This window comes from Castellaniella sp., assembly GCF_034674885.1.
GTDB lineage: Bacteria > Pseudomonadota > Gammaproteobacteria > Burkholderiales > Burkholderiaceae_B > Castellaniella.
In genome coordinates this window covers 1-23,193 of record NZ_JAUCDS010000028.1, presented here as the reverse complement: position 1 = coordinate 23,193, position 23,193 = coordinate 1, and the positions used below count along the sequence as shown (strand labels likewise).

The 23,193-nt window shown below is 66.3% G+C and carries 23 protein-coding genes and 1 tRNA gene; 3 read left to right on the top strand and 21 right to left on the bottom strand.

The genetic code is table 11. The features are described 5' to 3' along the window. Positions 1-95: 95 nt before the first annotated feature. Entirely contained in the window at positions 96-701 is a 606-nt protein-coding gene (locus tag VDP74_RS13150; RefSeq protein ID WP_323000094.1) for a cytochrome b, read from the top strand. A gap of 264 nt (positions 702-965) precedes the next feature. Beyond that, on the top strand, positions 966-1,145 hold the full coding sequence (locus VDP74_RS13145; protein ID WP_323000093.1) for a hypothetical protein: 180 nt from the start codon (positions 966-968) through the stop codon (positions 1,143-1,145). A gap of 569 nt (positions 1,146-1,714) precedes the next feature. Here VDP74_RS13145 and VDP74_RS13140 read toward each other — a convergent pair. From VDP74_RS13140 to gspG, 12 genes are all read right to left on the bottom strand, one after another. Next, positions 1,715-1,791 (bottom strand) — tRNA-Pro (locus VDP74_RS13140). Positions 1,792-1,892: 101 nt separating this feature from the next. Continuing rightward, a complete protein-coding gene (gene gspF / locus VDP74_RS13135; RefSeq protein WP_323000092.1) occupies positions 1,893-3,098 on the bottom strand; it encodes a type II secretion system inner membrane protein GspF in 1,206 nt (401 codons plus the stop codon). A gap of 19 nt (positions 3,099-3,117) precedes the next feature. Then, positions 3,118-4,539 (bottom strand): type II secretion system ATPase GspE, encoded by a 1,422-nt coding sequence (gspE, locus tag VDP74_RS13130; protein ID WP_323000091.1) that lies wholly within the window; start codon positions 4,537-4,539, stop codon positions 3,118-3,120. Beyond that, positions 4,536-6,863, bottom strand: a complete 2,328-nt coding sequence (gene gspD, locus VDP74_RS13125) for a type II secretion system secretin GspD (RefSeq protein ID WP_323000090.1) — start codon at positions 6,861-6,863, stop codon at positions 4,536-4,538. The genes gspE and gspD overlap by 4 nt, the downstream gene beginning before the upstream one ends. Further along, entirely contained in the window at positions 6,860-7,696 is an 837-nt protein-coding gene (gene gspN / locus VDP74_RS13120; RefSeq protein WP_323000089.1) for a type II secretion system protein N, read from the bottom strand. Before gspN ends, gspD begins: the two co-directional genes overlap by 4 nt. Next, on the bottom strand, positions 7,693-8,277 hold the full coding sequence (gene gspM, locus VDP74_RS13115) for a type II secretion system protein GspM (RefSeq protein ID WP_323000088.1): 585 nt from the start codon (positions 8,275-8,277) through the stop codon (positions 7,693-7,695). Before gspM ends, gspN begins: the two co-directional genes overlap by 4 nt. After that, complete coding sequence (gspL, locus tag VDP74_RS13110) at positions 8,274-9,311, bottom strand: type II secretion system protein GspL (RefSeq protein ID WP_323000087.1); 1,038 nt, start codon at positions 9,309-9,311, stop codon at positions 8,274-8,276. Before gspL ends, gspM begins: the two co-directional genes overlap by 4 nt. Before the next feature lie 20 nt (positions 9,312-9,331). After that, on the bottom strand, positions 9,332-10,231 hold the full coding sequence (gene gspK / locus VDP74_RS13105; protein WP_323000086.1) for a type II secretion system minor pseudopilin GspK: 900 nt from the start codon (positions 10,229-10,231) through the stop codon (positions 9,332-9,334). Further along, on the bottom strand, positions 10,228-10,908 hold the full coding sequence (locus VDP74_RS13100) for a PulJ/GspJ family protein (RefSeq protein ID WP_323000085.1): 681 nt from the start codon (positions 10,906-10,908) through the stop codon (positions 10,228-10,230). Before VDP74_RS13100 ends, gspK begins: the two co-directional genes overlap by 4 nt. Then, entirely contained in the window at positions 10,905-11,294 is a 390-nt protein-coding gene (gene gspI / locus VDP74_RS13095) for a type II secretion system minor pseudopilin GspI (protein WP_323000084.1), read from the bottom strand. The genes VDP74_RS13100 and gspI overlap by 4 nt, the downstream gene beginning before the upstream one ends. Then, positions 11,291-11,788 carry a prepilin-type N-terminal cleavage/methylation domain-containing protein gene (locus VDP74_RS13090; protein ID WP_323000083.1) on the bottom strand — a complete coding sequence of 166 codons (498 nt, stop codon included), beginning with the start codon at positions 11,786-11,788 and terminating at the stop codon, positions 11,291-11,293. Before VDP74_RS13090 ends, gspI begins: the two co-directional genes overlap by 4 nt. Beyond that, a complete protein-coding gene (gspG, locus tag VDP74_RS13085; protein ID WP_323000082.1) occupies positions 11,778-12,203 on the bottom strand; it encodes a type II secretion system major pseudopilin GspG in 426 nt (141 codons plus the stop codon). The genes VDP74_RS13090 and gspG overlap by 11 nt, the downstream gene beginning before the upstream one ends. A gap of 111 nt (positions 12,204-12,314) precedes the next feature. Here gspG and VDP74_RS13080 point away from each other — a divergent pair, with 111 nt between their 5' ends. Next, positions 12,315-12,785, top strand: a complete 471-nt coding sequence (locus VDP74_RS13080; RefSeq protein ID WP_323000081.1) for a type II secretion system protein N — start codon at positions 12,315-12,317, stop codon at positions 12,783-12,785. A 24-nt stretch (positions 12,786-12,809) separates the two neighbouring features. Here the strand turns inward: VDP74_RS13080 and VDP74_RS13075 are convergent, their stop codons facing one another. From VDP74_RS13075 to sufB, 9 genes are all read right to left on the bottom strand, one after another. After that, positions 12,810-13,487 carry an A24 family peptidase gene (locus VDP74_RS13075; RefSeq protein WP_323000080.1) on the bottom strand — a complete coding sequence of 226 codons (678 nt, stop codon included), beginning with the start codon at positions 13,485-13,487 and terminating at the stop codon, positions 12,810-12,812. Between the two features lie 22 nt (positions 13,488-13,509). After that, complete coding sequence (locus tag VDP74_RS13070) at positions 13,510-14,673, bottom strand: formylglycine-generating enzyme family protein (protein WP_416232990.1); 1,164 nt, start codon at positions 14,671-14,673, stop codon at positions 13,510-13,512. After that, on the bottom strand, positions 14,663-16,903 hold the full coding sequence (locus VDP74_RS13065; RefSeq protein WP_323000079.1) for a sulfatase-like hydrolase/transferase: 2,241 nt from the start codon (positions 16,901-16,903) through the stop codon (positions 14,663-14,665). The genes VDP74_RS13070 and VDP74_RS13065 overlap by 11 nt, the downstream gene beginning before the upstream one ends. A 362-nt stretch (positions 16,904-17,265) precedes the next feature. Continuing rightward, entirely contained in the window at positions 17,266-17,826 is a 561-nt protein-coding gene (gene sufT / locus VDP74_RS13060) for a putative Fe-S cluster assembly protein SufT (RefSeq protein ID WP_416232991.1), read from the bottom strand. Positions 17,827-17,846: 20 nt separating this feature from the next. Beyond that, on the bottom strand, positions 17,847-18,299 hold the full coding sequence (sufU, locus tag VDP74_RS13055; RefSeq protein ID WP_323000077.1) for a Fe-S cluster assembly sulfur transfer protein SufU: 453 nt from the start codon (positions 18,297-18,299) through the stop codon (positions 17,847-17,849). Between the two features lie 3 nt (positions 18,300-18,302). Further along, positions 18,303-19,592: a cysteine desulfurase gene (locus VDP74_RS13050; protein WP_323000076.1), complete on the bottom strand. Its 1,290-nt coding sequence runs from the start codon at positions 19,590-19,592 to the stop codon at positions 18,303-18,305. Continuing rightward, entirely contained in the window at positions 19,589-20,896 is a 1,308-nt protein-coding gene (gene sufD / locus VDP74_RS13045; RefSeq protein WP_323000075.1) for a Fe-S cluster assembly protein SufD, read from the bottom strand. Before sufD ends, VDP74_RS13050 begins: the two co-directional genes overlap by 4 nt. After that, positions 20,893-21,711 (bottom strand): Fe-S cluster assembly ATPase SufC, encoded by an 819-nt coding sequence (gene sufC, locus VDP74_RS13040; protein ID WP_323000074.1) that lies wholly within the window; start codon positions 21,709-21,711, stop codon positions 20,893-20,895. Before sufC ends, sufD begins: the two co-directional genes overlap by 4 nt. Positions 21,712-21,723: 12 nt before the next feature. Then, on the bottom strand, positions 21,724-23,172 hold the full coding sequence (gene sufB / locus VDP74_RS13035; protein ID WP_323000073.1) for a Fe-S cluster assembly protein SufB: 1,449 nt from the start codon (positions 23,170-23,172) through the stop codon (positions 21,724-21,726). Positions 23,173-23,193: the final 21 nt, after the last annotated feature.

The following is a 23,193-nucleotide window of genomic DNA, read 5'->3' as shown; positions in this document are numbered from 1 at the left end:
CGGCGACCGTATCCACCGCTGCAGGGAACAAATCCAGGTATATTGAAATATCTTCATCCGATCACCCTCTAGCACGGACATAAAGGGGACCTCGCATGTCGAACCACACTCCGACGACCACCTGGCACGTATCGCTCAGATCCCTGCACTGGCTGCTGTTCTTCGTCATCGCGGCAGCGGTGACCTGTGTGCTCATCGCCAGCGGCTACGAACGCGGCAACCCCGCCAAGGGGCTGTTCATGTTCTTTCACAAGAGTTTCGGGGTGACGGCCCTGACACTGATGATCATCTGGGTGATCATGCGCCTGAACATCGGGCGCCCTCAACCCATCGGGCAGACCTGGCAACGGCGCCTGTCGATGACGGTGCACTGGGCCATGGTCGCGCTGGTGCTCGCCCTGCCGCTGGCAGGCCTGCTGATGTCGCAATTCGCGCAACAATCGGTCAGTGTCTTCGGCCTGTTCTCGATCCCGGTCTGGCTGGATGAAAACAAGGCGGCAGCCAAGGCCATACACACCATCCACGCAGGATTCGCCGGGCCGCTACTGATCGCCCTGGTAGCACTGCACGCTATCGGCGCGCTCTGGCACCATTTCATCGACCACGACGCCACGCTGACACGGATGCTCATGGGGCAAAGGCGCGGAAAAGAACAAGGGCCTACAGACCGACCTACCCGCACAAGCACGACAGGAGGCTGAGCAGCACTTTCGCCGGGCCAGTGACAACAGATACAAAGTAAAGCTGGCTATCCGCCCCGACGTGCCCCAGACTGAATGAAACGAGGCAGAAGTTATTCAAGGCCGATCCCTGACTCAACAGGTTGCGCCACCGCCTCCGTCAAAATCGCATGTTCAGTACATGCGGCCCCTTGCACACTGATTTCGTCGAAATCGGAACGTTTCGCGATGGGCAACCCTGGCTCAGATACACACAACAAACCAGCCAGGCTACTTGGAGCCCTCATGATCCTTTACCTCTCGCCCGATGGCGCTTTCGCACCGAAACTGCAGGCAGCAGACATGGATTGCCCACCTTCGCCACCCTCGCCGTTCGACGAGATCGAGCGCAACAGGCGGCGCATTAAGCACCGTGCCCATTTTCTCAAGCTGATGAAAGAAAAATTTCCCGGATTGCCATACTAAACCTGCAATCCGGCCACGCAGCGGTACTGCTCAACTCCTAATCCAACAATCATGTCATCGACCAATTTTGGGGTGATGGCAACTGAAATCTCGGAACACACCATGGAACAGATCAGACCCCTCAATACTCCTTCCGTCAACCAGAAGAAGGATGAACTGCAACCGAAGTCCGACCCCAAGGGCGGACCTAAGGAACCAACTGGGCATGAGCACAGGGATCAAGCGCCGAAAAAGTAACGGTAGCCAAAAGGCTCCGGCGGAAGGCCCAGCAACCCTTCCCTCATCTGCGCTATCAGCCGCCTACGGGCGGCTCTTTCAGTCAGACTCGCTGTCAGAATGACGTAGCGAAACGCTGGACATGAAGCGCCCCATACAGGAGAGTTGCAGCCCCTGCTTTTTGCTTGCCCGCGCAGACATCATGCAAAGACAGGATGCCCTACAGACGCTGGTGATAGGCCCGCAGTCTTGGTAAAGATATTCCATGGGGCAAAAATAGAAACGCCCATATGACAAAGAACAAGGGCTTACACACCGAAGCGTGTAAGCCCTTGTCTTTACTGCTGTATTTCTGGTCGGGACGGCGGGATTCGAACTCGCGACCCCTTGCACCCCATGCAAGTGCGCTACCAGGCTGCGCTACGCCCCGAAAGACAGGCATTCTAGCATAAAAAAATAAACTGCCCGGCACCGGCGCATTGGGACAGCAAACACGCCAAAATGCGACAGGTAGCGTGACACAACTACCGGTCACTGGATCAGTTGATTGATCTCTATGATGGGCATCATCACCGCCAACACGATCACCAGGACCATGCCTCCCATGGCCAGAATCATCACCGGTTCGAGCACTGCGGTCAGGGTCAAGGCCCGACGTTCCAGATCGGCGGCCAGCACCTTTGCCGCGCGATCCAGCATGGCGGGCAGCTCACCCGTGCGCTCGCCGCTACCCACCAGATGAATCAACAGCGGCGGAAAGACCTTCTGCGCCTGCAAAGCCTGGGCCAGAGAGCCACCTTCGCGCACCCAGCGAGCGGCATCGACCGCAGCCGCCCGCAGTTTGCGATTCCGCAGCGTACGTCCCGAAGCGTCCAATGACTCCAGCAGGGGCACACGACTACCCGTCAGGATGGCCAACGTGGCGGCGAACCGGGCCGCGTCCACGCCCTGAATATAGCGTCCCAGCACCGGCAGGCGCAGCAGCCTGGAATGCCAAGCCAATCGAGCCTCGGCGTGTCGCAAGCGCAGACGCCACAGCCCGAAGGCGAGCGCCAACCCCATCGTCAGCCATAGCCCCCATTCCCGGACGCCCGCGCTCGCCGCCAACAACAACCGCGTCAGCCAAGGCAGCGCCTGGTGCGCCTGCGTGAAGGCTCCCACCACCTGCGGCACCACGTAGCTGAGCAGGAAGATCACGATCGCCACCGACACCACGGTGACGATGCCAGGATAGATGAAGGCGGTCAGTACCTTGTTGCGCAAGGCACCGCGCGTTTCGATGTAATCGGCCAGCCGTTCCAGCACCAGGTCGAGGTCGCCCGACTGCTCCCCGGCGTCGACCAGCGCCCGATAAATATCCGGGAAATCGCGAGGATGAGCGTCCAGTGCCTGGCCCAAGCGCAAGCCGGCGCGCACATCGTCGCACACGGCGGCCAGCACCTGTGCAACCTGCGGGCGCTCGGCCTGCTCCAGCGTCGCGCGCAGTGCGGCCTCGAGCGGCAACCGGGCTGCCAGCAGGCTGGCCAACTGGCGCGTCAGCCACCCCAGATCCGCGTCCCGCAGCCGCGCGCGCGCGCCGATGACCGCGCCTCTCCTGCGGCGTGCCTCGACCACGCTCAGGGGCAGCAGCCCCCGATGACGCAGCAACTGGCGAGCGCCCCGCTCACTATCGGCCTCGATCCGCCCCCGCTCTGCGCGGCCGGCGGCATCGATCGCCTCATATTGATAGGATGGCATGCCGATGGCCCTCGTTATTTCATGGATCGCGCGCGACGCGCTCGATTTCGGCCCGGGCCACGATGCCCGCGCGTATCCAACGCTCGCCGTCCTGGCGCAGATCGAGCATGCCGCTGCGCCTCGCGGCGTCCCGCAAAGCCTGCTCTCCGCACGCTTCATGGACCATGGCGCGCAGCGCGTCGTCGAGCGCGAACAGTTCATGCACACCGGTGCGGCCGCTGTGCCCCGTGTGCCCGCATGCCGGGCATCCCGCCGGATTGCGCTCGGCCGTTCCGTCATCTCCGACCCGTCGACACTCGGCGCACAACTTGCGCACGAGCCGCTGCGCCAGCACACCCTGCAGTGTCGAGGCCAGCAGGAACGACTCCACCCCCATGTCCAGCAGGCGCGTCACGGCCGACACGGCATCGTTGGTGTGCAGCGTGGCCAGCACCAGATGGCCGGTCAGCGAAGCCTGGACGGCGATCTCGGCAGTCTCCAGATCCCGGATCTCGCCGATCATGACCACGTCGGGGTCCTGGCGCAGGATGGCCCGCAACGCGGAGGCGAACGTCAGGTCAATGCGCGGATTGACCTGAATCTGGCCGATGCCATTCAAGTCGTACTCGATCGGATCCTCGACCGTCAGGATATTCGTCGTCGCGGCATCCAGGCGGCTGAGGGCCGCGTAAAGCGTGGTGGTCTTGCCGCTGCCCGTCGGGCCGGTCACCAGCACGATGCCGTGGGGGCGCCGGATCAGTCCGTCCAGTCCCCGCAGCACATCGGGCGCCATGCCCAGCCGATCCAACTGAAGGCGTCCCGCCTCCTTGTCGAGCAGGCGAAGCACGACCCGTTCGCCGTGCCCCGTCGGCAGCGTGGATACCCGCACGTCGATGGGCCGGCCGCCTACGCGCAGCGCGATGCGCCCGTCCTGCGGCAGGCGTTTCTCGGCGATGTCCAGGCTGGCCATGACCTTGATCCGCGACACCAGGGCATTGTGCAGCGCGCGGCGCGGACTGACGATGTCGCGCAGTGTGCCGTCCACCCGGTAGCGCACCACCGAGTGGGTCTCGAAGGGCTCTATGTGGATGTCGCTGGCGCCATCGCGGGCAGCCTGGGTGAATAGGGCATTGATCATGCGGATGATGGGCGCTCCGTCGCGGGTGTCGAGCAGGTCCTCGATCTCCGGCAGATCCTGGAGCAGACGGCCGAGATCGACATCGTGGGCCGCCTCGTCGACGATGGCGGCGGCGTCCCCCGCATGGACATAGGCGGCGGCCAGCAGCGTTCCCAGGGCCTCGTCGGACACTTCCCGTGTCGGAACCACGCCGTGCACCCGGCGGATTTCCGCCAGGGCCCACGGCGGCGTGCGCGCCGAGATCGTCAGCGTGTCGCCCGCCGCGCCGGTTTCCAGCAGGGCCCGCCACGCGTGCGCCCAGGCGTAAGGCAGGCGGTGGCTCATGGCTGGCGGACCGGCGCAGCCACAGGCGCCGCATTGCCCGGCGCCGCGGAAAGTTCGTCGGCCCGTCGAAAGCCGCGCAGATCCAGCAGGCCCGTGTTCGGGTCACGCTGCAGTCCGGGCAGATCGGTCACGGCGTCGTCCGGCATCAGCCATGAAGCCTGGATCGGCAAGCCCGCCTGCGCTGCCCGCATGAAATTGTAGCGATCAAGCGTCAGCCGGGCGCCATCCTGAGCGGTGCGCACAATGTGGGGCCGCAGGAACAGCATCAGATTCGTCTTGCTGTGGCTGCGCTTCTGGTACTTGAACAGATTGCCCAGCACGGGAATGTCGCCCAGGAGAGGCACCGACGCCGTGGAATCGTCCATCATGTCCTCCAGCAGACCTCCGAGCACGATGATCTGACCGTCGTCGACCAGCACCTTGGTCTCCAGGGCCCGCTTGCGGGTCACGATCGAGCCGCTGCTCATCGACGATGCCTGATCGATGCTGCTGACTTCCTGGTACAGGGCAAGCTTGACCGTGCCGCCTTCGGAAATCTGCGGCTGAATACGCAAGGTCAGGCCCACGTCTTCACGCTGCACCGTCTGGAAAGGATTGCTGGCACCATCGCCCGAGGTGGTGTAGGAGCCTGTCACGAACGGCACTGTGCGCCCCACGATGATGCTGGCCGTTTCATTGTCCAGGGTCATCAGGTTGGGCGTGGACAGCACGTTCACACCGCCTTGCTGCTGCAGGGCCCGGGCCAGCACGCTGAGATTGAGGATCTGCGCGCCCATGACGTTGACCGTCCCATTGACGACGCCCAGGTTCAAGCCCCGGCCCAGGGCGTCGATCGTGGTGCGCGTGCTGGCGGGATTCAGGCCGATTCCGGTGCCTCCCAGGTTGGCGCCGCCGAAAAAGGCCGCGCCGTTGCCATTCAGCCCGTTGCCCCCTGCCATCCACTGAACGCCCAGTTCCGCAGCCTTTTCGGCGTTGACTTCGACGATCAGGCTTTCGATCAGCACCTGGGCGCGCCGCTGGTCGAGCTGGTCGATGACCTCGCGCAAACTGCGGTACAGGGGTTCCGGCGCGGAGATGATCAAGGTGTTGGTGGTGGCATCGGCCTGGATCGTGGCGCCCGCCGCCGAAAAGGCCAGGCTCTGATTGCCGAAGGCCGGCAGCACCGGCGCGGCGACATCCGTCTGGGACGACAGTGCGGCATCTGGCAGGCCTGACTGCCCCATCGCTCCTTGGGCAGCGACTGAAAGGGATGTGTCGGACAGCGGTCCGACGCTCCCGCCCTGCCCCGTCAGCGCCCCCCGCAACACCTCGGCCAGATGGGTGGCCTGGGCATTGCGCAGATAGACGACATGCAGGTTCCCGGTGCGGGACTCGGGAGTGTCCAGGCGCAGGATCAGCTTGCGCGCCTGCTTCAGGCGTTCGGGCGTAATGGCACGCAGCAGCACTGAATTGCTGCGGGGATCCGCCAGCACGGACACGTCCCGGGTCTTGCGGCCACTGCCGTCCTGCAGCAACTGCTGCGCCAAGGCGGCCACGTCGAGCGCCACGCCGTATTCAATCGGCACCACGTCCGTATTCACAGCCAGCGGCGTGTCGATGCGGGCGATGATCTGGGCGATGCGGTTCAGATTGTCCGCGTAATCGGTCACCACCAGGGAATTGCTGCCCTCCTGTGCGGCCAGGGTATTGTTGGCCGCCACCAGGGGACGCAGCACCGGCACCAGATCGGCAGCGTTCTCATAGCGCAGGGAGAAGACGCGAGTCTGCAGCTCGCCTCGATGCGCCTGCGTCGGGCCCGATACCACCGCGCCCCCCAGCAGCTTGGCATCGGCCTCGGGCACGACGCGGCTGACGCCGCCGACTTCCACCACGGCGAAGCCCTGCATGCGCAGGGCGCCCAGCAGCATGGCATACGCCGTGTCGGCATCGACCGGCGTATCCGACACCAGCGTCAGCTGGCCGCGCACGCGCGGATCGACCAGAAAATTGCGCCCTGTGAAACGGGCCAGGGCGCGGACTACGGAGCTCAGCTCGGCCTCTTGGAAATTGAGCCGGCTCATCGGCCCGTCCACGCCGGCATCAGCGGCGGCTGGTGCCTCGGGCCGTTCGGGAATGGGCTGCAGCCGGCGTGGTTGCGGCGCCTGCCGGAGTTTCTCGGCCGAGACATCCGGGCGCCCGGCTGGCGCTGGCGGCTCCGCCCCCACGGAGGTATAGACCACCAGGGGTGATTCCTGAGCCTGGCGAGGAGCGTTTGGCGCCGCGCAGCCGCCCAGGGACAGCAGGGACAGTAGCAGGGTCAGGTATCGGACAGTTTCTGTTTTCATGAATGCATCCGCAAAGGGGTTGCTCCGTCGGGACCGGCTTTCGGTCCCAGGACATCCAGCAGGCGGCGCAACGCAGCCTGTGTTTCGATAGGGGCCGAATCGTCGGGCCGGGCCTTGCCGTCGAAGCGCAGTCGGCCGGCCAGCGTCACCATCCCGTCGCCCTCCAGACGCAGAGGACCTTTATCCGTCCTCAGCTTCAGGGCGTACGCCGGCTCCGGGCCGGCGGCGGCCTCTACCGAGAGGCGGTAATCGCCCAACGGCGCGACGCGGCTCAGGGCGGAGCGGGCGTTGCGCCAGCGGGCCAGCAGAAGGGGCTGTCCCGGCGTGGCCTGCGGGCCGCTTCGGCTGACGAGGAGCTCCGGCCACTGCAGCAGGAGTTCCCCGCCGGGCTCCAGGGTATTGAACATGGCGTGCAGGGTCGTCAGGGCTGCGGCCGGGACCTGCAACGTCTGGCCGGAAATACGCAACCCGCCCCAGGCTGGGCGGATCTCCAGCGAGCCGCGCAGCCAGGGGTGCGACACCACCAGACGCAGACCGCCGGCCCAGGCCAGGCGCCAGTGCAAAGGTTCGGGCAGACTGCGCCGCAAAGGCCCGGTCCCAATGGCCAGTGAGGCCTGCGCCGACCACAGGCTGCCTCGGGCGTCGGTGACCGTGACGAGAGCGGTTTCCGGCACCCAGGCCATGACCCAACGTGCCGGCAGCACGCTCAGCGCCACCACCACAGCCACAGCGGCCAGCGCCAGGACCCCGGCCAAGCGGGCGGGGCGGCGCGCCGGATCCGCTTCGTGCCGCGCCCGCCGGTATGTGCGCCCGGGAAGGGCCGGCGCACTCATGGCGGATTCCCCATCGGCAACGCCAACTCGACGGTCCCGCTGAGCAGGCCGGGGCGATCCCGGCCATCAACATGGCTGCGCGCGAGTTCGAGACGCCGCACCCGCACCTGGGCGACCTCGGGCAATTGCGCCAGCCAGGCCATCAGGCTCGCAGCGGGTGCGCGGTCCACCGTCAGCACCCGCTGCACCCGGTCGCCTTCCACGCGCGCCGGCCCGAAGCGGCTGTTTTCCTGCAAGTCGGCCCGCCGCAGGCTGTCCTGCAGCGCGGCGACGGTTTCCTCGACCGACAGGGTTCCGCGCCGGCTGCGGCCCAGCGCCCGGGACTCCAGCACAACGGCCTCGAGTTCGGCCGCCTGTGCCCGCAGCACGGGCAGTTGCTCCCGCGCCTGACGCAGCGTGTCCAACGCCGGGCGCAGGCCCGCCAGCCACACGATGGCGGCTACCAGCAGCAGCGCCGCCAGGCCCAACAGGCGCCGCTCACGTGGACTCAGGCGCCGCCAGGACGCGCCCCATCGATGCAGCACGGACTGCGCCCGCGCATTCCGTGCGACCCGCTCGCGCAGCACATCCGGGCCGCTCATTCCTGGCCTCCTGCCGGTCGGGCCGCACCGTCGGCCGCATCCGGCCGGGCGGCATGCCAGACGTGCGGGCGGTCCGCATCACGATTCAGCTGAACCCCCTGCCCGGCCGCCTTCCGCGTCAGGGCTGCATCATCGACCGGCGGCCGGTAGCCCTCCGCCAGGGTCAGCGTCAGCCGGCTGTCTTCATAGCGCAGGCCGAGCACGTGACCCTGCGCGAACCCCAGGACCTGCGCCGTGGCCAAAGCCAGGGGGATGACATCGTCGGCGGCCTCGTCGCCGCCGGCCAGACGCAGGGCATCGCGCTGCTGCCGGGCCTGACGCAGGGGATCGACGACCACGGGAATCTGCGGGAAGGCCTGCTGCACGGCCTGGCGCATGGACTCGCGCATCGCGTCCAGCCGGTCACCCTGCCTGGCCGCATGGACGTTCAGACCCAAGACCCAGACCGCGCAGGCGACGGCGGCCCAGGCTACCGGCCGGCGCCAGCGCCCCGCCCCGCCCGCCGGGCGGCGGGCCGGGCCGGCGAAGGACCAGGCCGGCAGGGGCGCCAGCCAGCGAGGCCCTGCCGGCAGTTCGAGGACCCGGTCGGGATGCGGATCGCCCTCCGGCAGGGCCAGTGTGTGCGGGACCAGGGACACGACGTTCAGGCCTGCGGACGCCAGCAGCGACCAGGCCCTCTCCAGGGGCTCGCGCGCCGTCCACGCCACGGCCACCGTGCCATCGGCCTGGCGCGGGCCATGGGCCACCAGCAAGCGATCGGGATCGGACAGCGTCATGGGTTCGACACTGCTGCGGACCGCATCGCCGAGCCGCCGGGCGGCGACGGGCGGCACCGTGACGCAGGTGGCCACGGCGTCGCCGTCGCGCACGATGGCATACACGGGCCAGGCGCCCGCCAGCGCGGCCAGGGGCTGCAGCTCCAGATGTCCCGAGCGCATCAGGCGGCCATCGCGGCCCACCAGCGCAAAGGCCAGGGGCGTGGCAGGCGTCAGTTCCGACAGAAGAGGCAGCAGCAGCCGCACGTGTTGTCTCATCATTATTTTCTTTTATCTTGTCATCCGTAGCTGACCCAGCGGACCAAGGCTCTCCCCTGCCTGTCGCGCTGGAGCAAGGCCCGCAGCCCGACTATCGTATCACCCACCGAAACTTCGCCCGCCACGCTGAACCAGTCGCTGCGGATGTCCAGGCGCCGCGCCTGGCCCGCCCGCAACTCCGGCAGGCGGTTGACGAGATCGCCGCGATTGACGAACCACAGTCCCCGGTCGCGCTGCGCCGCCAGGTCCCGCGCTCCGGCCAGACCCAGCCCTTCGATCACCGCGCCCAGCACTTCGGCCGGCGCAGTATTGGCATTGAGCGGCACTGTCTCGGGCAGATAGACCGCATAAGGCCGAAGTGCCTCCACCCCCGGCAAGCCCAGGCCCTCGATTCCCTGCAGGTCGTCGAGGCTGCGCAAGCCCATCGCGACGGGCGCCCGCCCCTGCCTCGGCTGGCTGTCGGCGACCCGCTGCGCCAGCGCGCGGGCCAGCGCCCGATCCTGTCCCAGCCATTGCAACAGCCTTTCCAGGGCCGCGACGGCGGCGAGGCTGGCCTGGCCATCCGCCGCCAGGTCGTGCAGATTGAACTTGCCCTGCGCATCCTCGATCCGGCCGGAGAACAGGGCTGCGCGGGGATTGTCGGCCGGCCCCACGGGCAGGTCCGCCAGCGTCTGCGTCCACAGCCCGTCGAGCCGGGTCGTGGCGTTCTCTCTTGCATCCAGATGCAGGATGACTCGGGACCAGTCCAGTCCGCCGCGCAACAGCCAGTGCGCCTGGGCCAGATGCCGTTCGGTGGACAAAATCCGCACCAGCCGGCCCTGCCCGTCGATCAGGCTCGTGGCCAGCGCGGAGGCGGCGATCACGACCAGCATGGCGGCGATCACCGCCATGCCTCGTTGGTGGAACCCGGCGGCCCTCATGGCAGCAGCACCACTTTGCGATAGACCCGCCGGGCGCCATCCTCCTGGCGATGCAACACGAGTTCCAGGCCTACGATCCCGTCCGCCAGCGCGGATTCCCTCCCCGCGCGCCTACCGCCACGGGTGGCCGTACGCGGCGCGGCCGCCACATCCGCCGGCGCGGCCTGCGGGTTCATCCACCCCTGACCGGGCCGCCATTCGCGCAACGACCAGGCACGCATGCCATCGAGGACGGCGACCGCCATCCCCGGCTCAGGCAAGGGCAGGCGGTACGACGGGACACCGGCCGCCCGGTAGAGGACGCCCTGATCCACGTACCAGCGCAGCCGCTGCCACCGGCCATCGCCCGTCGAACGCACCAGAAGCAGTCCCGACCCTCTGGCCCAGGCGATGCCCGGCGCGGGGAAGGCCAGATCGGGCGAAACCGGACCGCCCACAGCCGCCTGCCAGGCGGGCAGGACATCCGCCCCGGCATGCCGTCGCAGATCGCGCTCCACCTGGCTCAATGCCCGCACCAGGGACAGGGTCCCCTCGGCCCGCGCAGTGAGCCTATCGGAGACACGGTGCACGGCATCCAGCCCGCGCCAGGAAATCAAGCCCAGCAACGCCAGCAGGACCAAGGCAACCAGGACCTCGATCAAGGTGAATCCACGCTGGGAATGAGCCAGGCTCTTCATGGCAGACGCGAGGCCAGACCGTCGAGTTCGGAAAGCACCTGCCCGTCCCCCAAGCGGACGCGCACCGTCACGCGGCGGAAGCGGGCATTGGGCGTGGCCTGCACCCATTGCTCACATTGCAAGGCCAGATCCGCCTGCGGACAGGGCCTGCGATGCCGGCCAAGGGCCGGAAAGTCTCCCTGCAGGCGCATTTCCGCCAGGACGTTTTCCGCCGACTGCAGGGCCAGGCTGCGCAGCCTGAACGCCTGAGTGCCGCCGATGCCCACACCCAGCACGCGGATGCTGGCTGCCAGCGCGACGCCGACAATGGCCAGCGCCACCAGCACTTCGACCAGCGTGAAGCCGCGCTGGCGACCGCCTCGCCCGAGGTGGCCCGGCGCGCTCACGGCTGGACCTCGTAATGCCCGTCGCCCGAACGCGAGAGGCGCACGGTCCGGCCACCGGCGCTCAGCGTCACATCGAGCGGTCCGTGGACCCAGTCGCCATCGAAGACCAGGACGCCGCCCGGTCGGACGCCAACCGACACCGGTTCGTCCGAAAGCCACTCGCGCGGGCGCAGGGGCGCGTCCGCCGGAAAGCGATCATCCCGCGCCCAAGCCGCCCGGGCCGCCACACGGGCCGGCAGCGCCAGCGGGCGCGGCAACCGCTCGAACGCGAACCCCCGCTCGTCGGGCCGCCAGGCGATACGCGCGCCACCAGCCCGGGCCTCAGTCTGGGCCGTCATGAACAACCCCGCCAGCCTCTGGGCGTCCTGGCGCAGCGTGCGCATCCGCGCATCGCCGAACGCGGACACGCTGGCCGCTCCCATCGCGACGCCCATGATGAGGAGCACGACCATCGTCTCCAGCAGCGTGAACCCGCGCTGCGGGTCAACGCGCATCGATCCCGATCTCGGCATCCACGCCCTCGCCCCCTGGCTTGCCGTCGGCGCCCAGGGAAAACACATCGACCTCGCCCCGCACGCCGGGGTTCAGATATTGATAGGGCGTGCCCCACGGGTCTCTGGGTACGCGGTCCATATAGCGGGACTTGCCGTCTGGCCCTCCGGCCAGGATGTCCAACCCCTGCTCGATGGTCGGGTAGCGGCCATGGTCCAGGCGATAGAGCTTGAGCGCCTGCTGGATGGAGGCCACGTCCTGCCGGGCCGCGATGGCCCGGGCCTGGTCGGGACGGTCCATGACGTTGGGCACGACGAGCGCGGCCAGGATGCCCATGATGACCACCACCACCATGATCTCGATCAGTGAAAAGCCACGTTCCAGCGATGCGCGTGAAAGAAAAGGATTCGGCTTCATAATGCTCCACGATGAGCGGATTTCCGGTCCGCCCGGGATCCGGCCCACGAAACATCCGGCCGGCACTATACTGAACAGATTCGACGCCCCAGACCACGCACCCCGCGATCTATGCCCGTCCCCCATCTTCCCGCCATAGAATTCCTGCACCGCCACGGGCCCGACCTGCTGCATGGCACGGCCTTGCTGGCGATCGCCGGCGGCATCGGCCTGTGGGGCACCCTGCTGCTGGCGCCTCAACCCGATCCGGCGCCTCCGATGCTGGCGGTAGCACCCGCCCCCGCGCCCTCCCTGGATACCCTGGCCGGCTGGTTCGGCAGCGGCCGGGGTCGCCTGCAGGTGCGCATGACCGGCCTGATAGCCGCCGGCCCCAGAGGCACTGCGATCCTGTCGATCGACGGGGCCCCGGCACGAGCCTTCCGCGTCGGCGACACGCTGGCTCCCGGTGTCACGCTGACCGAAGTCCATGCCCACGGGATCGTCGTCAGCCAGGACGGCATGGACGATGCCATCGCCGCGCCCCCGTCGGCGGCCCTCGCCCCGGGTTTCATCCCGGCCGACCAGCCGCGCACCGGCCGCTGAAGCCATCCGCTGCTCCGCCACCCGCTAGGTCCCCAACAGGGCAGCGATACCGGCCGCTGCCAGAAAAGGTCCGAAACCGAAGGCTTCGCCCGGCGCCAGCCGGCCCGTCATCCTCCGCATGAGCGCCACCGCCAGGCCCAGGACGGCGGCTGCGAACACCACGCGCGGCAAGGCCGTCCAACCCAACCAGGCCCCCAGCGCGGCCAGCAGCTTGAAATCACCCCGACCCAGGGCTGCCCGCCCCGTCAGCGCCTGGAACACCCCGTCGACGCACCAGAAAGCCAGATAGCCACCTGCCGCTCCCACGACCGCATGTGCCAACGGCGCGAAGGTTGCATCCACATTGACCAGCAGGCCCAGCCACAGCAGCGGCAGCGTCAGGCGATCCGGCAGGAAGCCGGTCTCGGCGTCGATCCAGGCCAGCACCAACAGCACCGACACGAAGACGATGGCGGCCAGGGACGCGCCCGTCGGCCCGAAACGCCAGGCGCACACCAGAGCCAGCAGCGCCGCCACCGACAGGAATACCCACCGGCCGATCAAATGGGCCGGCATCGGCCTGGCCGGCAAGGCGTCATCCAGAAGCCAAGGCAACCGCCAGGCGGCCCAGGCCAGCGGAACGCCCAGCGCCAGGGAAAAAGCGACAGCGGCGCAGCCGGTCGCCACCGGCCCCAGGTTCCAGGTTACCCACAGCGTGTTCATGCCTCTCCTGAGCGCCCCCGCCTCAACGCGACCACAGGCGAGTCAACAGGGACGGCGACGTCGGCGGCGGCGCATCGGATGCCAGCCGGAAGCCCACGTGCGACATGGGGCTGGCGGGATCCGCAGCCTGACGCGCGCTGGGGCGGTAGGACAGGCAATAGTTTTCATTGCACAGGAACGATCCCCCCCGAATCACCCGCTTGGGCGCATAGGCAGGCACCCCCGCATCGGACGGATCATAGGATCGGGGCGGACCGTGTGGATCATCGATGGGTTCACCCTGCGAGGCCTTTGCCTGGCGGGCGAAGTAGCGCGCATCGTACCAGTCGGCCGCCCACTGCCAGGCATTGCCCGTCATGTCGTACAGTCCATAGCCGTTGGCCGGAAAGGACGTCACCGGCAGCGTGCCGGCCGCCCCACCCGCCTCGGGCTTGACCACCGGAAAAGTGCCCTGGTTGCGGTCCCAGTAATTAGCCATCGGCTGGCCATCGGGCATCAGTTCGTCGCCCCAGGCATAAGTGGCCTGCTCCAGTCCGCCGCGCGCTGCGTATTCCCATTCGGCTTCGGTGGGCATGCGTTTTCCCGCCCACTGGGCATAGGCCTGGACGTCGGCATAGCTGACCTGCACCACGGGGTGATCACCCTTGCCTTCGATCGAGCTGCCCGGTCCTTGCGGATGTTGCCAGTCGGCGCCCGGCACGTATCGCCACCACTGGCTGTAATCCGACAAGTCCACCGGCCCCGCAGTGCCGACGAACACCATGGCCCCCGGCACCAGGACCGCATCGGGCGGCCTGGGCGTGCCAGGCGGCAACTGTACCCGGATCGTGTCCCAATCGGGTTTGCGCTCGGCCGTGGTCACGTAGCCGGTCCGTCGCACGAATTCGGCGAACTGGTCGTTGGTAACGTGGGTGACGTCCATCCAGAAGCCCCGCACACGCACTGGATGAGCCGGCCTTTCGTTGCGCTGTGCCAGTCGGCTGTCGCTGCCCATCAGGAAGACCCCCGGCGGTATCCAGGCCATGCCCCCAGGCGTGTCCTTGCCATCGCCCAGAATGACGGTCGGTTCGGCCGGCTCCGCCTTTGCGGACGCCTGGAACCAGGCGTACCCCGCCGCCGCGACCACCAGGACAGCGGCAGACAGTGGGAGGAATCGCGAACGAGCGCGCGGACGATCAATAGACACTGGACGGATAGACGCAAGTCTTGCCAAGTTGCAGGCTGACGACGTCCTGGTCCGGCCCGTTCGTATGGCTATCGGGCGGGCTGCCGGGCGCGGCGCCGACGAAATCGTAGACGCTGGACTGGCTCCAACCGCTATAGATCCGGTTCCAGTTATCGAGATCCGCCTTGTCCACGATGCCATCGATATTGCCGTCGCCCTCGCACACGACCGCCGACAGCATCAGACGGTCCAGCCGGCCCTTCAGATCCTTGTAGGCCAGGTCGTCGCCGGTGGTCCAGCCCGGCTTGGGCGTGCCATCGAGATTGATCTTGCTCATGCCGGCTTCGTCGAGCAGCGGCGCGGGTTTGGCCTGATCGACCTCGTAGAGCTCGTACTCCACCTCGTCGTGGATGCCCTTGGCCGGATCGAAACGCTTGAAGGTATTGCGCACCAGCTTGTAGCGCTCTTCCCGGACGGCCACCGACTGGTCCGGCATGACGGTGTACATCACGGCGGCGTTGTTGTTGGTGTAGCGGACCTGGTTCACCTGGGCGCAGGTGTCGTAGGAGGCGATCGCATTATCGCCATCCATGGGGGCCAGGTCGTCATGCCCCACACCCCACCAGAAGCCGCTGTTGTCGCCGCACACCGATTTGGACGTGGCGATCTGCATGCAGGTGCCGCCGCCTGCCGCCGTCGTCACGACGCAAGGGCCGTTTCGCCCGCCGTTGGCCTGCTGATTCAGACCGCTGATGGCGAAATTAGTCTGTCGCAGGGCCGGCTGCGCCGGATTCTTCAGGTAGGCCTGGATCCCCACGGAGTCGACCGGACGCGACATGGGCAGCTCCTGGCGCACATCGATGCCGGCCAGCTCGCCGAACAGTTCGAACAGGTCCACGCCGTTGACCATGTGCTCGACGTCGCGGTCGGGCTCCGCGACCCCACGCCCTGCCACGATCAGCGGCACCCAGACACCGGTCTGATAGGCCGTGCCCTTGGCCCGGGAGGCGTCGAAAGGCTGCTTGACGGCCAAGCCCAGCGAACCGTTGTCGCCGACGATGACGATCAGGGTATTGCTGGCCTCGGGATCGTAGTTCAGACTGCCGTCGGGATTCCAGGTTGCGATACCGGTTTCCACCAGCAGGCGGCCGAACTCGGTGTCCAGCGCCTGGGTCATGCGGTTCTGCAGGGCCTGCATGCGCAGCACGTCGGCGGCCGAGCCGTCGCTGGTGCAACTGAGATTGTCGAACGTACCGGCATTGGGATACCCGCCCGGCCCGACCAGATCGGACATGAGGGCCGCAGGCGGCTGCTGCCAGGGCGTATGGGCCGAGGTATAGCTGACCGTGGCCATCCAGGGCTTGCCGGAGGCGCGCGTATTGATCCAGTCGATGGCCGCATCCGTCTCGATGGTGGTACGGTAACCGCGGGCGCGGGGATCCTTGGGCAGCACCTTTTCCGCCCGGCCCTGATCCAGGATCACCAGAGGCGAGACGTAGTAGCCGTTGTACCGGGAAAAATCCAAACCGGCCGGCTTCGGGTCCGCGCAAGTGGCGTTGGGCACGAGGATGCCCCCGGCCGCCAGGCACTGCAAGCCCGCCACGTCCTGCTCCGGCGTATCCTTGCGGACCGGCGTGCAGCGATTGTCCGGAAAGTGGCAGGCGCCGCCTACGGCCCCGCCCACGACCATCGCCCCCGGCACGAAGCCGCACTGATTGGAGGTGCCGCCCGGCACGACGCCACCGGCCTGCAGGTCGATGGACTCGGGCAAGCCGCCGATCCAGCCATAGAAATAATCCCAGCCGAACAGGGCCGGCGTGGTGATGTCCGCCTCGTTGTTTTCCGGACCGGCCAGGTGAAACTTGCCGAACATGGCGTTTTCGTACCCCGCCTTGCGCAGCAACTGGGGCGTCGTCGTCTCGTAGGGCGAGAGCTGGGCGTTGGCCAGATCACTGGGGCCGAGGGCCTGGTAGATGTGCGTGCGCGTGGGGTAGCGCCCGACGAAGAAGCTTGCCCGCGCCGGCGAACATTCCGGCTGCGCCCACGTGTTGCGGAAACGGATGCCCGCCTGGGCTACCGCATCCATGTTGGGCATTTTCGGGGGGTTGGCTCCGCCATAGCCAAACGACGTCATCTGATCGATGCCCACGTCGTCCATCATGACGAACAGGATATTGGGTTTGCCGGATTCGGTCGGCGCCGCATCCGCCACCCGGCTGGAACTACCATCATCACAAGCGGCGAGCAACACGACAGAACCAATCGCTGCGCACCCAGCAAGAAACGCACCCCTTTTATTTTTCTGCATCCCCATCCCTTTTTTCCTTTGTGCCTGCATTGAAGGAAAAAACTTGATGAATGTCAAGAAATATAAAAATCCTGCCTTCAGCCATGACTAATGGAATAAAGCCCATCCTGGGTCAGCTATTCCTTTCACGGAGTGCAAGGTCGCACTCATGAACGACAAGGGCCCACAGACCGAAATCTGTAGACCCTTGACCCTTGATAATGCTGGGCGGAACGGCGGGATTCGAACTCGCAGCCCCTTGCACCCATGACGGTAGCAGCTATCCCGCAGCGAGCTGGTCGCTGCGGCCAACAGGGTCCGCCCGCCTACAGCAGGCCCAGCTGCAGCTTGGCCGGTTCGCTGATCATTTCGCGGCTCCAGGGGGGATCCCAGACCAGATCGACCGTGGCTTCGTCCACGCCTTCGATGTTCAGAAGCTTGTTGCGGGCCTCGTCCGCGATCATGGTGCCCATGCCGCAGCCAGCCGCAGTCAGCGTCATCTTGATTTCGATGCGGAAACGGTCGGGCGTGCTGGCAGGCAGCACCTTGCATTCGTAGACCAGGCCCAGGTTGACGATGTCGACCGGGATTTCCGGGTCATAGCAGGTGGACAGCATGGTCCAGGCGGCTTCTTCGACGGATTCCACGGTGGCCGGGCCATCGTGGACGTGCTTGACGTCTTCGGTGGGCTCGAAGCCCAGGGCGTCTCCATCCGCGCCCTCGATGCGATACAGATTGCCTTCCACCATGACGGTGTAGGTGCCACCCAGCTGCTGGGTGATGACGGCCTCGCAGCCGGCCTCGATGGTGACGGGCGAGCCGTAAGGCACGGTGACCGCCGGGCAATCCCGGTTCACGATCACTTCCTGACGATTGAAACTCATGATGTTACCTCTGGTTCATCGCATTATTCGGTGACGGCCGTATCCTGCGCCTGGATGATGGCGTTGTGCAGGGTATGCCAGGCCAGCGTGGCGCATTTCACCCGCGAGGGGAACTCGCGCACCCCGGACAGGACTTCCAGCTTGCCCAGATCGCAATCCGGGTGGGCTTCGGTCAGCATGGCGTGGATGTTGCGAAACAGCGCCTCGACCTCGTCGATCTTCATGCCGCGCACGGCTTCGGTCATCAGCGAGGCGGACGCCGTGGAAATGGCGCAGCCATGACCGATGAAGCTGACTTCCTGCACCACGCCGTCCTGCACCTTGGCGTAGACGGTCAGTTGGTCGCCGCACAGGGGATTGTGGCCGTCTGCCCGGTTGGACGCATCGTCCATTGCCCGGAAATTGCGCGGATTGCGGTTGTGATCGAAGATGACTTCCTGGTAGAGATCGCGCAGGCCGTCGTCGGTGTCCCTCATGCTTTACACCCCGAACAGTTTCTGGGCCTTGCGCACACCAGCCACCAGGGCATCGACGTCGCGCAGGTCGTTGTACAGGGCGAACGACGCACGTGCCGTGCCCGGGATGCCGAAACGCGACATCAGCGGCATGGCGCAATGATGTCCCGCCCGGATGGCCACGCCTTCGGTATCCAGGATCGTGCCCAGGTCGTGCGGATGGATGCCATCGACCAGGAAAGACAGGATGCCGGCCTTGTCCGCAGCAGTGCCGATCAGGCGCACCCCGGGGATCGCCTGCATGGCCTCGGTGGCCTGTACCAGCAAGGCGGACTCGTGTGCCGCAATGCGGTCCAGCCCGATGCCACGCACGTAATCGATGGCGGCCCCCAGGGCGACGGAACCGGCGATGTTGGGCGTGCCGGCCTCGAAGCGCTGCGGCCCTTCGGCCCAGGTGCTGCCCTCGAAGCTGACCGTGCGTATCATGTCGCCGCCGCCCTGCCAGGGCGGCAGGTTCTGCAGGATGGAGCCACGCACGTACAGGGCGCCGATGCCGGTGGGGCCGTAGATCTTGTGGCCCGAGAAAGCGTAGAAATCGCAATCCATCGCCTGCACGTCCACGGCGGCATGGGCCACGGCCTGTGCGCCATCGACCAGCACCAGGGCACCGGCTTCATGCGCCAGCCGGATCAGCTCGGCCACCGGGTTCACGGTGCCCAGCGCGTTGGATACGTGCGCGACCCCGACCAGGCGGGTGCGGGCATTGAGCTGCGCCTTGAAGTCGGCCAGATCCAGTTCGCCGCTGTCGGTGATGCGGGCATGACGCAGCACAGCGCCCGTGCGGGCGCACAGCAACTGCCAGGGCACGATATTGGAATGGTGTTCCATGCCCGTGACCAGGATCTCGTCGCCTGCCTGCAGGCCCTGCCCCCAGGTCTGGGCGACCAGGTTGATGGATTCGGTGGTGCCACGCGTGAAGATCACATCCTGGCTGTCGGGTGCATTCAGCAGTCCGCGCACCCGTTCCCGCGCCTGTTCATACAGGTCGGTGGCATGCTGGGACAACCAGTGCACGCCGCGATGGATGTTGGCGTTGGACTGCTCGTAGAACTGGTCCAGGGCCTGGATGACGGCGCGCGGCTTCTGGGTCGTGGCGCCGTTGTCCAGGTAGGCCAGGCGGCGCTTGCGCACTGGCCGGGCCAGGATGGGGAAATCGTCGGCAACGGGACGGCCATCGGAGCCCAGCAAGGCACCTGCAGCCTCGTCGGATTGCGCCAGGCGTACGGTTTCGGAAGACGTCAGCGGGGCGTTCATGCGGCCTCCAGGACCATGCCACCAGGCAGCAGGGATCGGATGGCCTGCTCGACGCGCTGGCGCAGCACAGGCACCTCGATCCGGGCCACGCTGGCTGCCGCAAAGGCGTAGGTCAGGATGTCGCGCGCGTGGGCCTCGTCCAGGCCGCGCGTACGCAGGTAGAACAGGCTGTCGGCGTCGATCTGGCCGACCGTGGCGCCGTGGGCGCATTTCACGTCGTCGGCGTAGATTTCGAGTTCCGGCCGGGAATCGGATTTCGCCAGGCGCGACAGCAGCAGGCTGTCGTTGCGCTGGATGGCATCGGTGCCATCGGCCCCCGGCGCGACCAGGATGCGGCCGCTGAACACGCCGTGCGCGGTATCGGCCAGGATGCCGCGATAGTTTTCGTGACTGACGCAGCGTGGTTTATCGTGGCCGATCAGGGTGTGATGATCGACGTGGCGCCGCTGATCGACGTAATACAGACCGTTGAACAGGGTTTCGCAGCGTTCGTCGGCAAAATGCGTAGCGATGTCGTGACGCGCCAGCCGAGCGCCCAGCGATACCGAATGCGACGCAAAGTACGAACCGCGCGACTGCACAGCATCAATTTCGCCCAGATGCCATGCCTGGGCCGATTCCTGCTGCAGTTTCAAGTGCGTGATGCGGGCATCCTGGTCCAGGGTCAAGCGCGTGGCGGCATGGCGGAAATTGCTGGCCTGGGCCACGCCGACATAATGTTCGACGACCGTGGCCTGCGAGCCGGCCGCCGCCTGCACGACGTGCCGCAGGAAATGGGCGGCTTGTGGCGACGCGGCCGCGCACACCACGTGAATGGGTTGTTCGACGGCCACGCCCCGCGCCAGGCTGATCCAGGCGCCGTCTCCGGCCAGGGCCAGGTTCAGCGCACTGGTGCTGTGCCCCTGGTCCGCCTGGCCGTAGGCGGCCTGGATCGCATCGGCATGGCTGGACCAGGCCTGCGACAGCGACAACACGACTGCACCAGCCGGCAGGGTACCGAGGTCCGACAGCGCAGCATCGAAGGCGCCGTCCACGAACACCAGCCAATGACCGGATTCGCCCGCCTTCAGTTCGGCCACCAAGTCGGCAACCGGCTGGGCGCCGCCATCGGTGAACGTGGCCGCCGCCAGCGGCGACAGAGAAGTATGGCGCCAGGCCTCGATCTTCGTCGTGGGCCAGCCCTCGCTCATGAAGCGGTCCAGGGCCTGCCGGCGCTCGCCGGCCAGCCACGGCACCTCGGCACCGGGCAGCGCCGCCGCCCGCCGGTCGAATGCATCGGCCCAGGCTTGCAGATTGGTACTCATGCCCGCGCCCCTGGTTTCACGCCGATCTTCTTGCCATCGTCGGCCGGCTTGGCAGATCGGGCCGGGGCCTGATTGACCCCTTCGATCCAGCCATAGCCCTTGGCTTCGAGTTCGAGGGCCAGTTCGCGTCCGCCGGAGCGCACGATCTTGCCGTGGGCCAGCACGTGCACGAAATCGGGCACGATGTAGTCCAGCAGACGCTGATAGTGAGTGATGACGATCATGGCGCGATCCGGCGCACGCAGGCGGTTCACGCCGTCGGCCACGGTCTTCAGGGCATCGATGTCCAGCCCGGAATCGGTTTCGTCCAGGATGGCCAGCTTTGGTTCCAGCAAGGCCATCTGCAGGACTTCGTTGCGTTTCTTCTCGCCGCCCGAAAAGCCCTCGTTCACGGAACGGTACAGGAACTCGTCGCGCATGCCCACGAGTTTCATTTCGGCCTTGGCCCGCTTGACGAAATCCATGGCGTCGAGCTCCGGCTCGCCGCGATGACGGCGACCCGCATTGACTGCCGCCCGCAGGAAATAGGCGTTGGACACGCCGGGAATCTCGATCGGGTACTGGAAGGCCAGGAAGATGCCGGCGCGGGCGCGTTCTTCAACGGGCAGGGCCAGCAGGTCCTGGCCCATGAATTCGACCGTTCCGCCGGTGACCTTGTAGTCGTCGCGCCCGGTCAGCACCTGCGACAGCGTGCTCTTGCCCGCGCCATTGGGGCCCATGATGGCATGGACTTCGCCGGCCTTGACCTCAAGGTCCAGGCCACGCAGGATTTCATTGTCCTCGATCGAGGCGTGCAGATCATTGATTTTCAGCATGAGATGGGTTCCTTAACCGACGCTGCCTTCCAGGCTCACGCCGAGCAGATTCTGCGCTTCGACGGCGAATTCCATGGGCAATTCCTTGAAAACTTCCTTGCAGAAGCCGTTGACGATCATCGACACGGCGTCCTCGGCCGACAGGCCTCGCTGCATGGCATAGAACAACTGGTCTTCCGCGATGCGCGACGCCGTGGCTTCGTGCTCGACGCTGGCGCTGGGATTCTGTACCTCGATGGTCGGGAAGGTATGCGCGGCGCATTCCTTGCCGATCAGCAGCGAATCGCACTGCGTGTAATTGCGGGCGTTTTCCGCCTTGGGCGTCATGCGCACCAGGCCCCGGAAGGTATTGCTGCCGTGACCGGCGGAAATGCCTTTGGAAATGATGGTGCTGCGGGTGTTGCGGCCCATGTGCACCATCTTCGTGCCGGTATCCGCCTGCTGGTAATGGTTCGACAGGGCCACGGAATAGAATTCGCCCGTGGAGTCGTCGCCACGCAGGATCACGCTGGGATACTTCCAGGTGATGGCCGAACCGGTTTCCACCTGGGTCCAGGAAATCCGCGAACGCGGCCCGCGGCAGTCGCCGCGTTTCGTGACGAAGTTATAGATGCCGCCCACGCCGTTCTCATCGCCGGGGTACCAGTTCTGGACCGTGGAATATTTGATACGGGCATCATCCAGCGCGACCAGTTCCACCACGGCGGCGTGCAGCTGGTTTTCATCGCGCATCGGCGCCGTACAGCCTTCCAGGTAGCTGACGATGGCGCCTTCATCGGCGATGATCAGCGTGCGTTCAAACTGGCCGGTATCCGCGTTGTTGATACGGAAATACGTAGACAATTCCATCGGGCATTTCACGCCCTTGGGGATGTAGACGAACGACCCATCCGAGAACACGGCCGAATTCAGGGCCGCATAGAAGTTGTCGCCCGGCGGCACCACCGTGCCCATGTATTTCTGCACCAGGTCAGGGTGGGAACGCACGGCTTCCGAGAACGAACAGAAGATGATGCCGACGTCGGCCAGCTGCTTGCGAAACGTAGTGGCCACGGACACGGAATCGAACACGGCATCCACCGCCACACCGGCAAGCTTCGCCCTTTCGTGCAGGGGGACGCCCAGCTTTTCGTAGGTCTTCAGCAGTTCGGGATCGACCTCGTCCAGGCTCTTGGGGCCGTCTTTCTTGGACTTGGGCGCCGAGAAATAGCTGATGTCCTGGAAATCGGGTTCCGGGAAATGGACCTTGGCCCAGTTGGGACGCGGCATCTTCAGCCACTCGCGGTAGGCTTTCAGGCGCCATTCCAGCATGAACTCGGGTTCGCGCTTGACCGCAGACAGGCGGCGAATCACGTCCTCGTCCAGGCCCTTCGGAAAGGTCACGGCCTCGATTTCCGTGACGAAACCGGCGTCGTAGTCGCGGTCGAGGAAGGAATCGAGCTTGTCGTTGACAGTACTCATTTGGACAGACTCCAGTTCGGG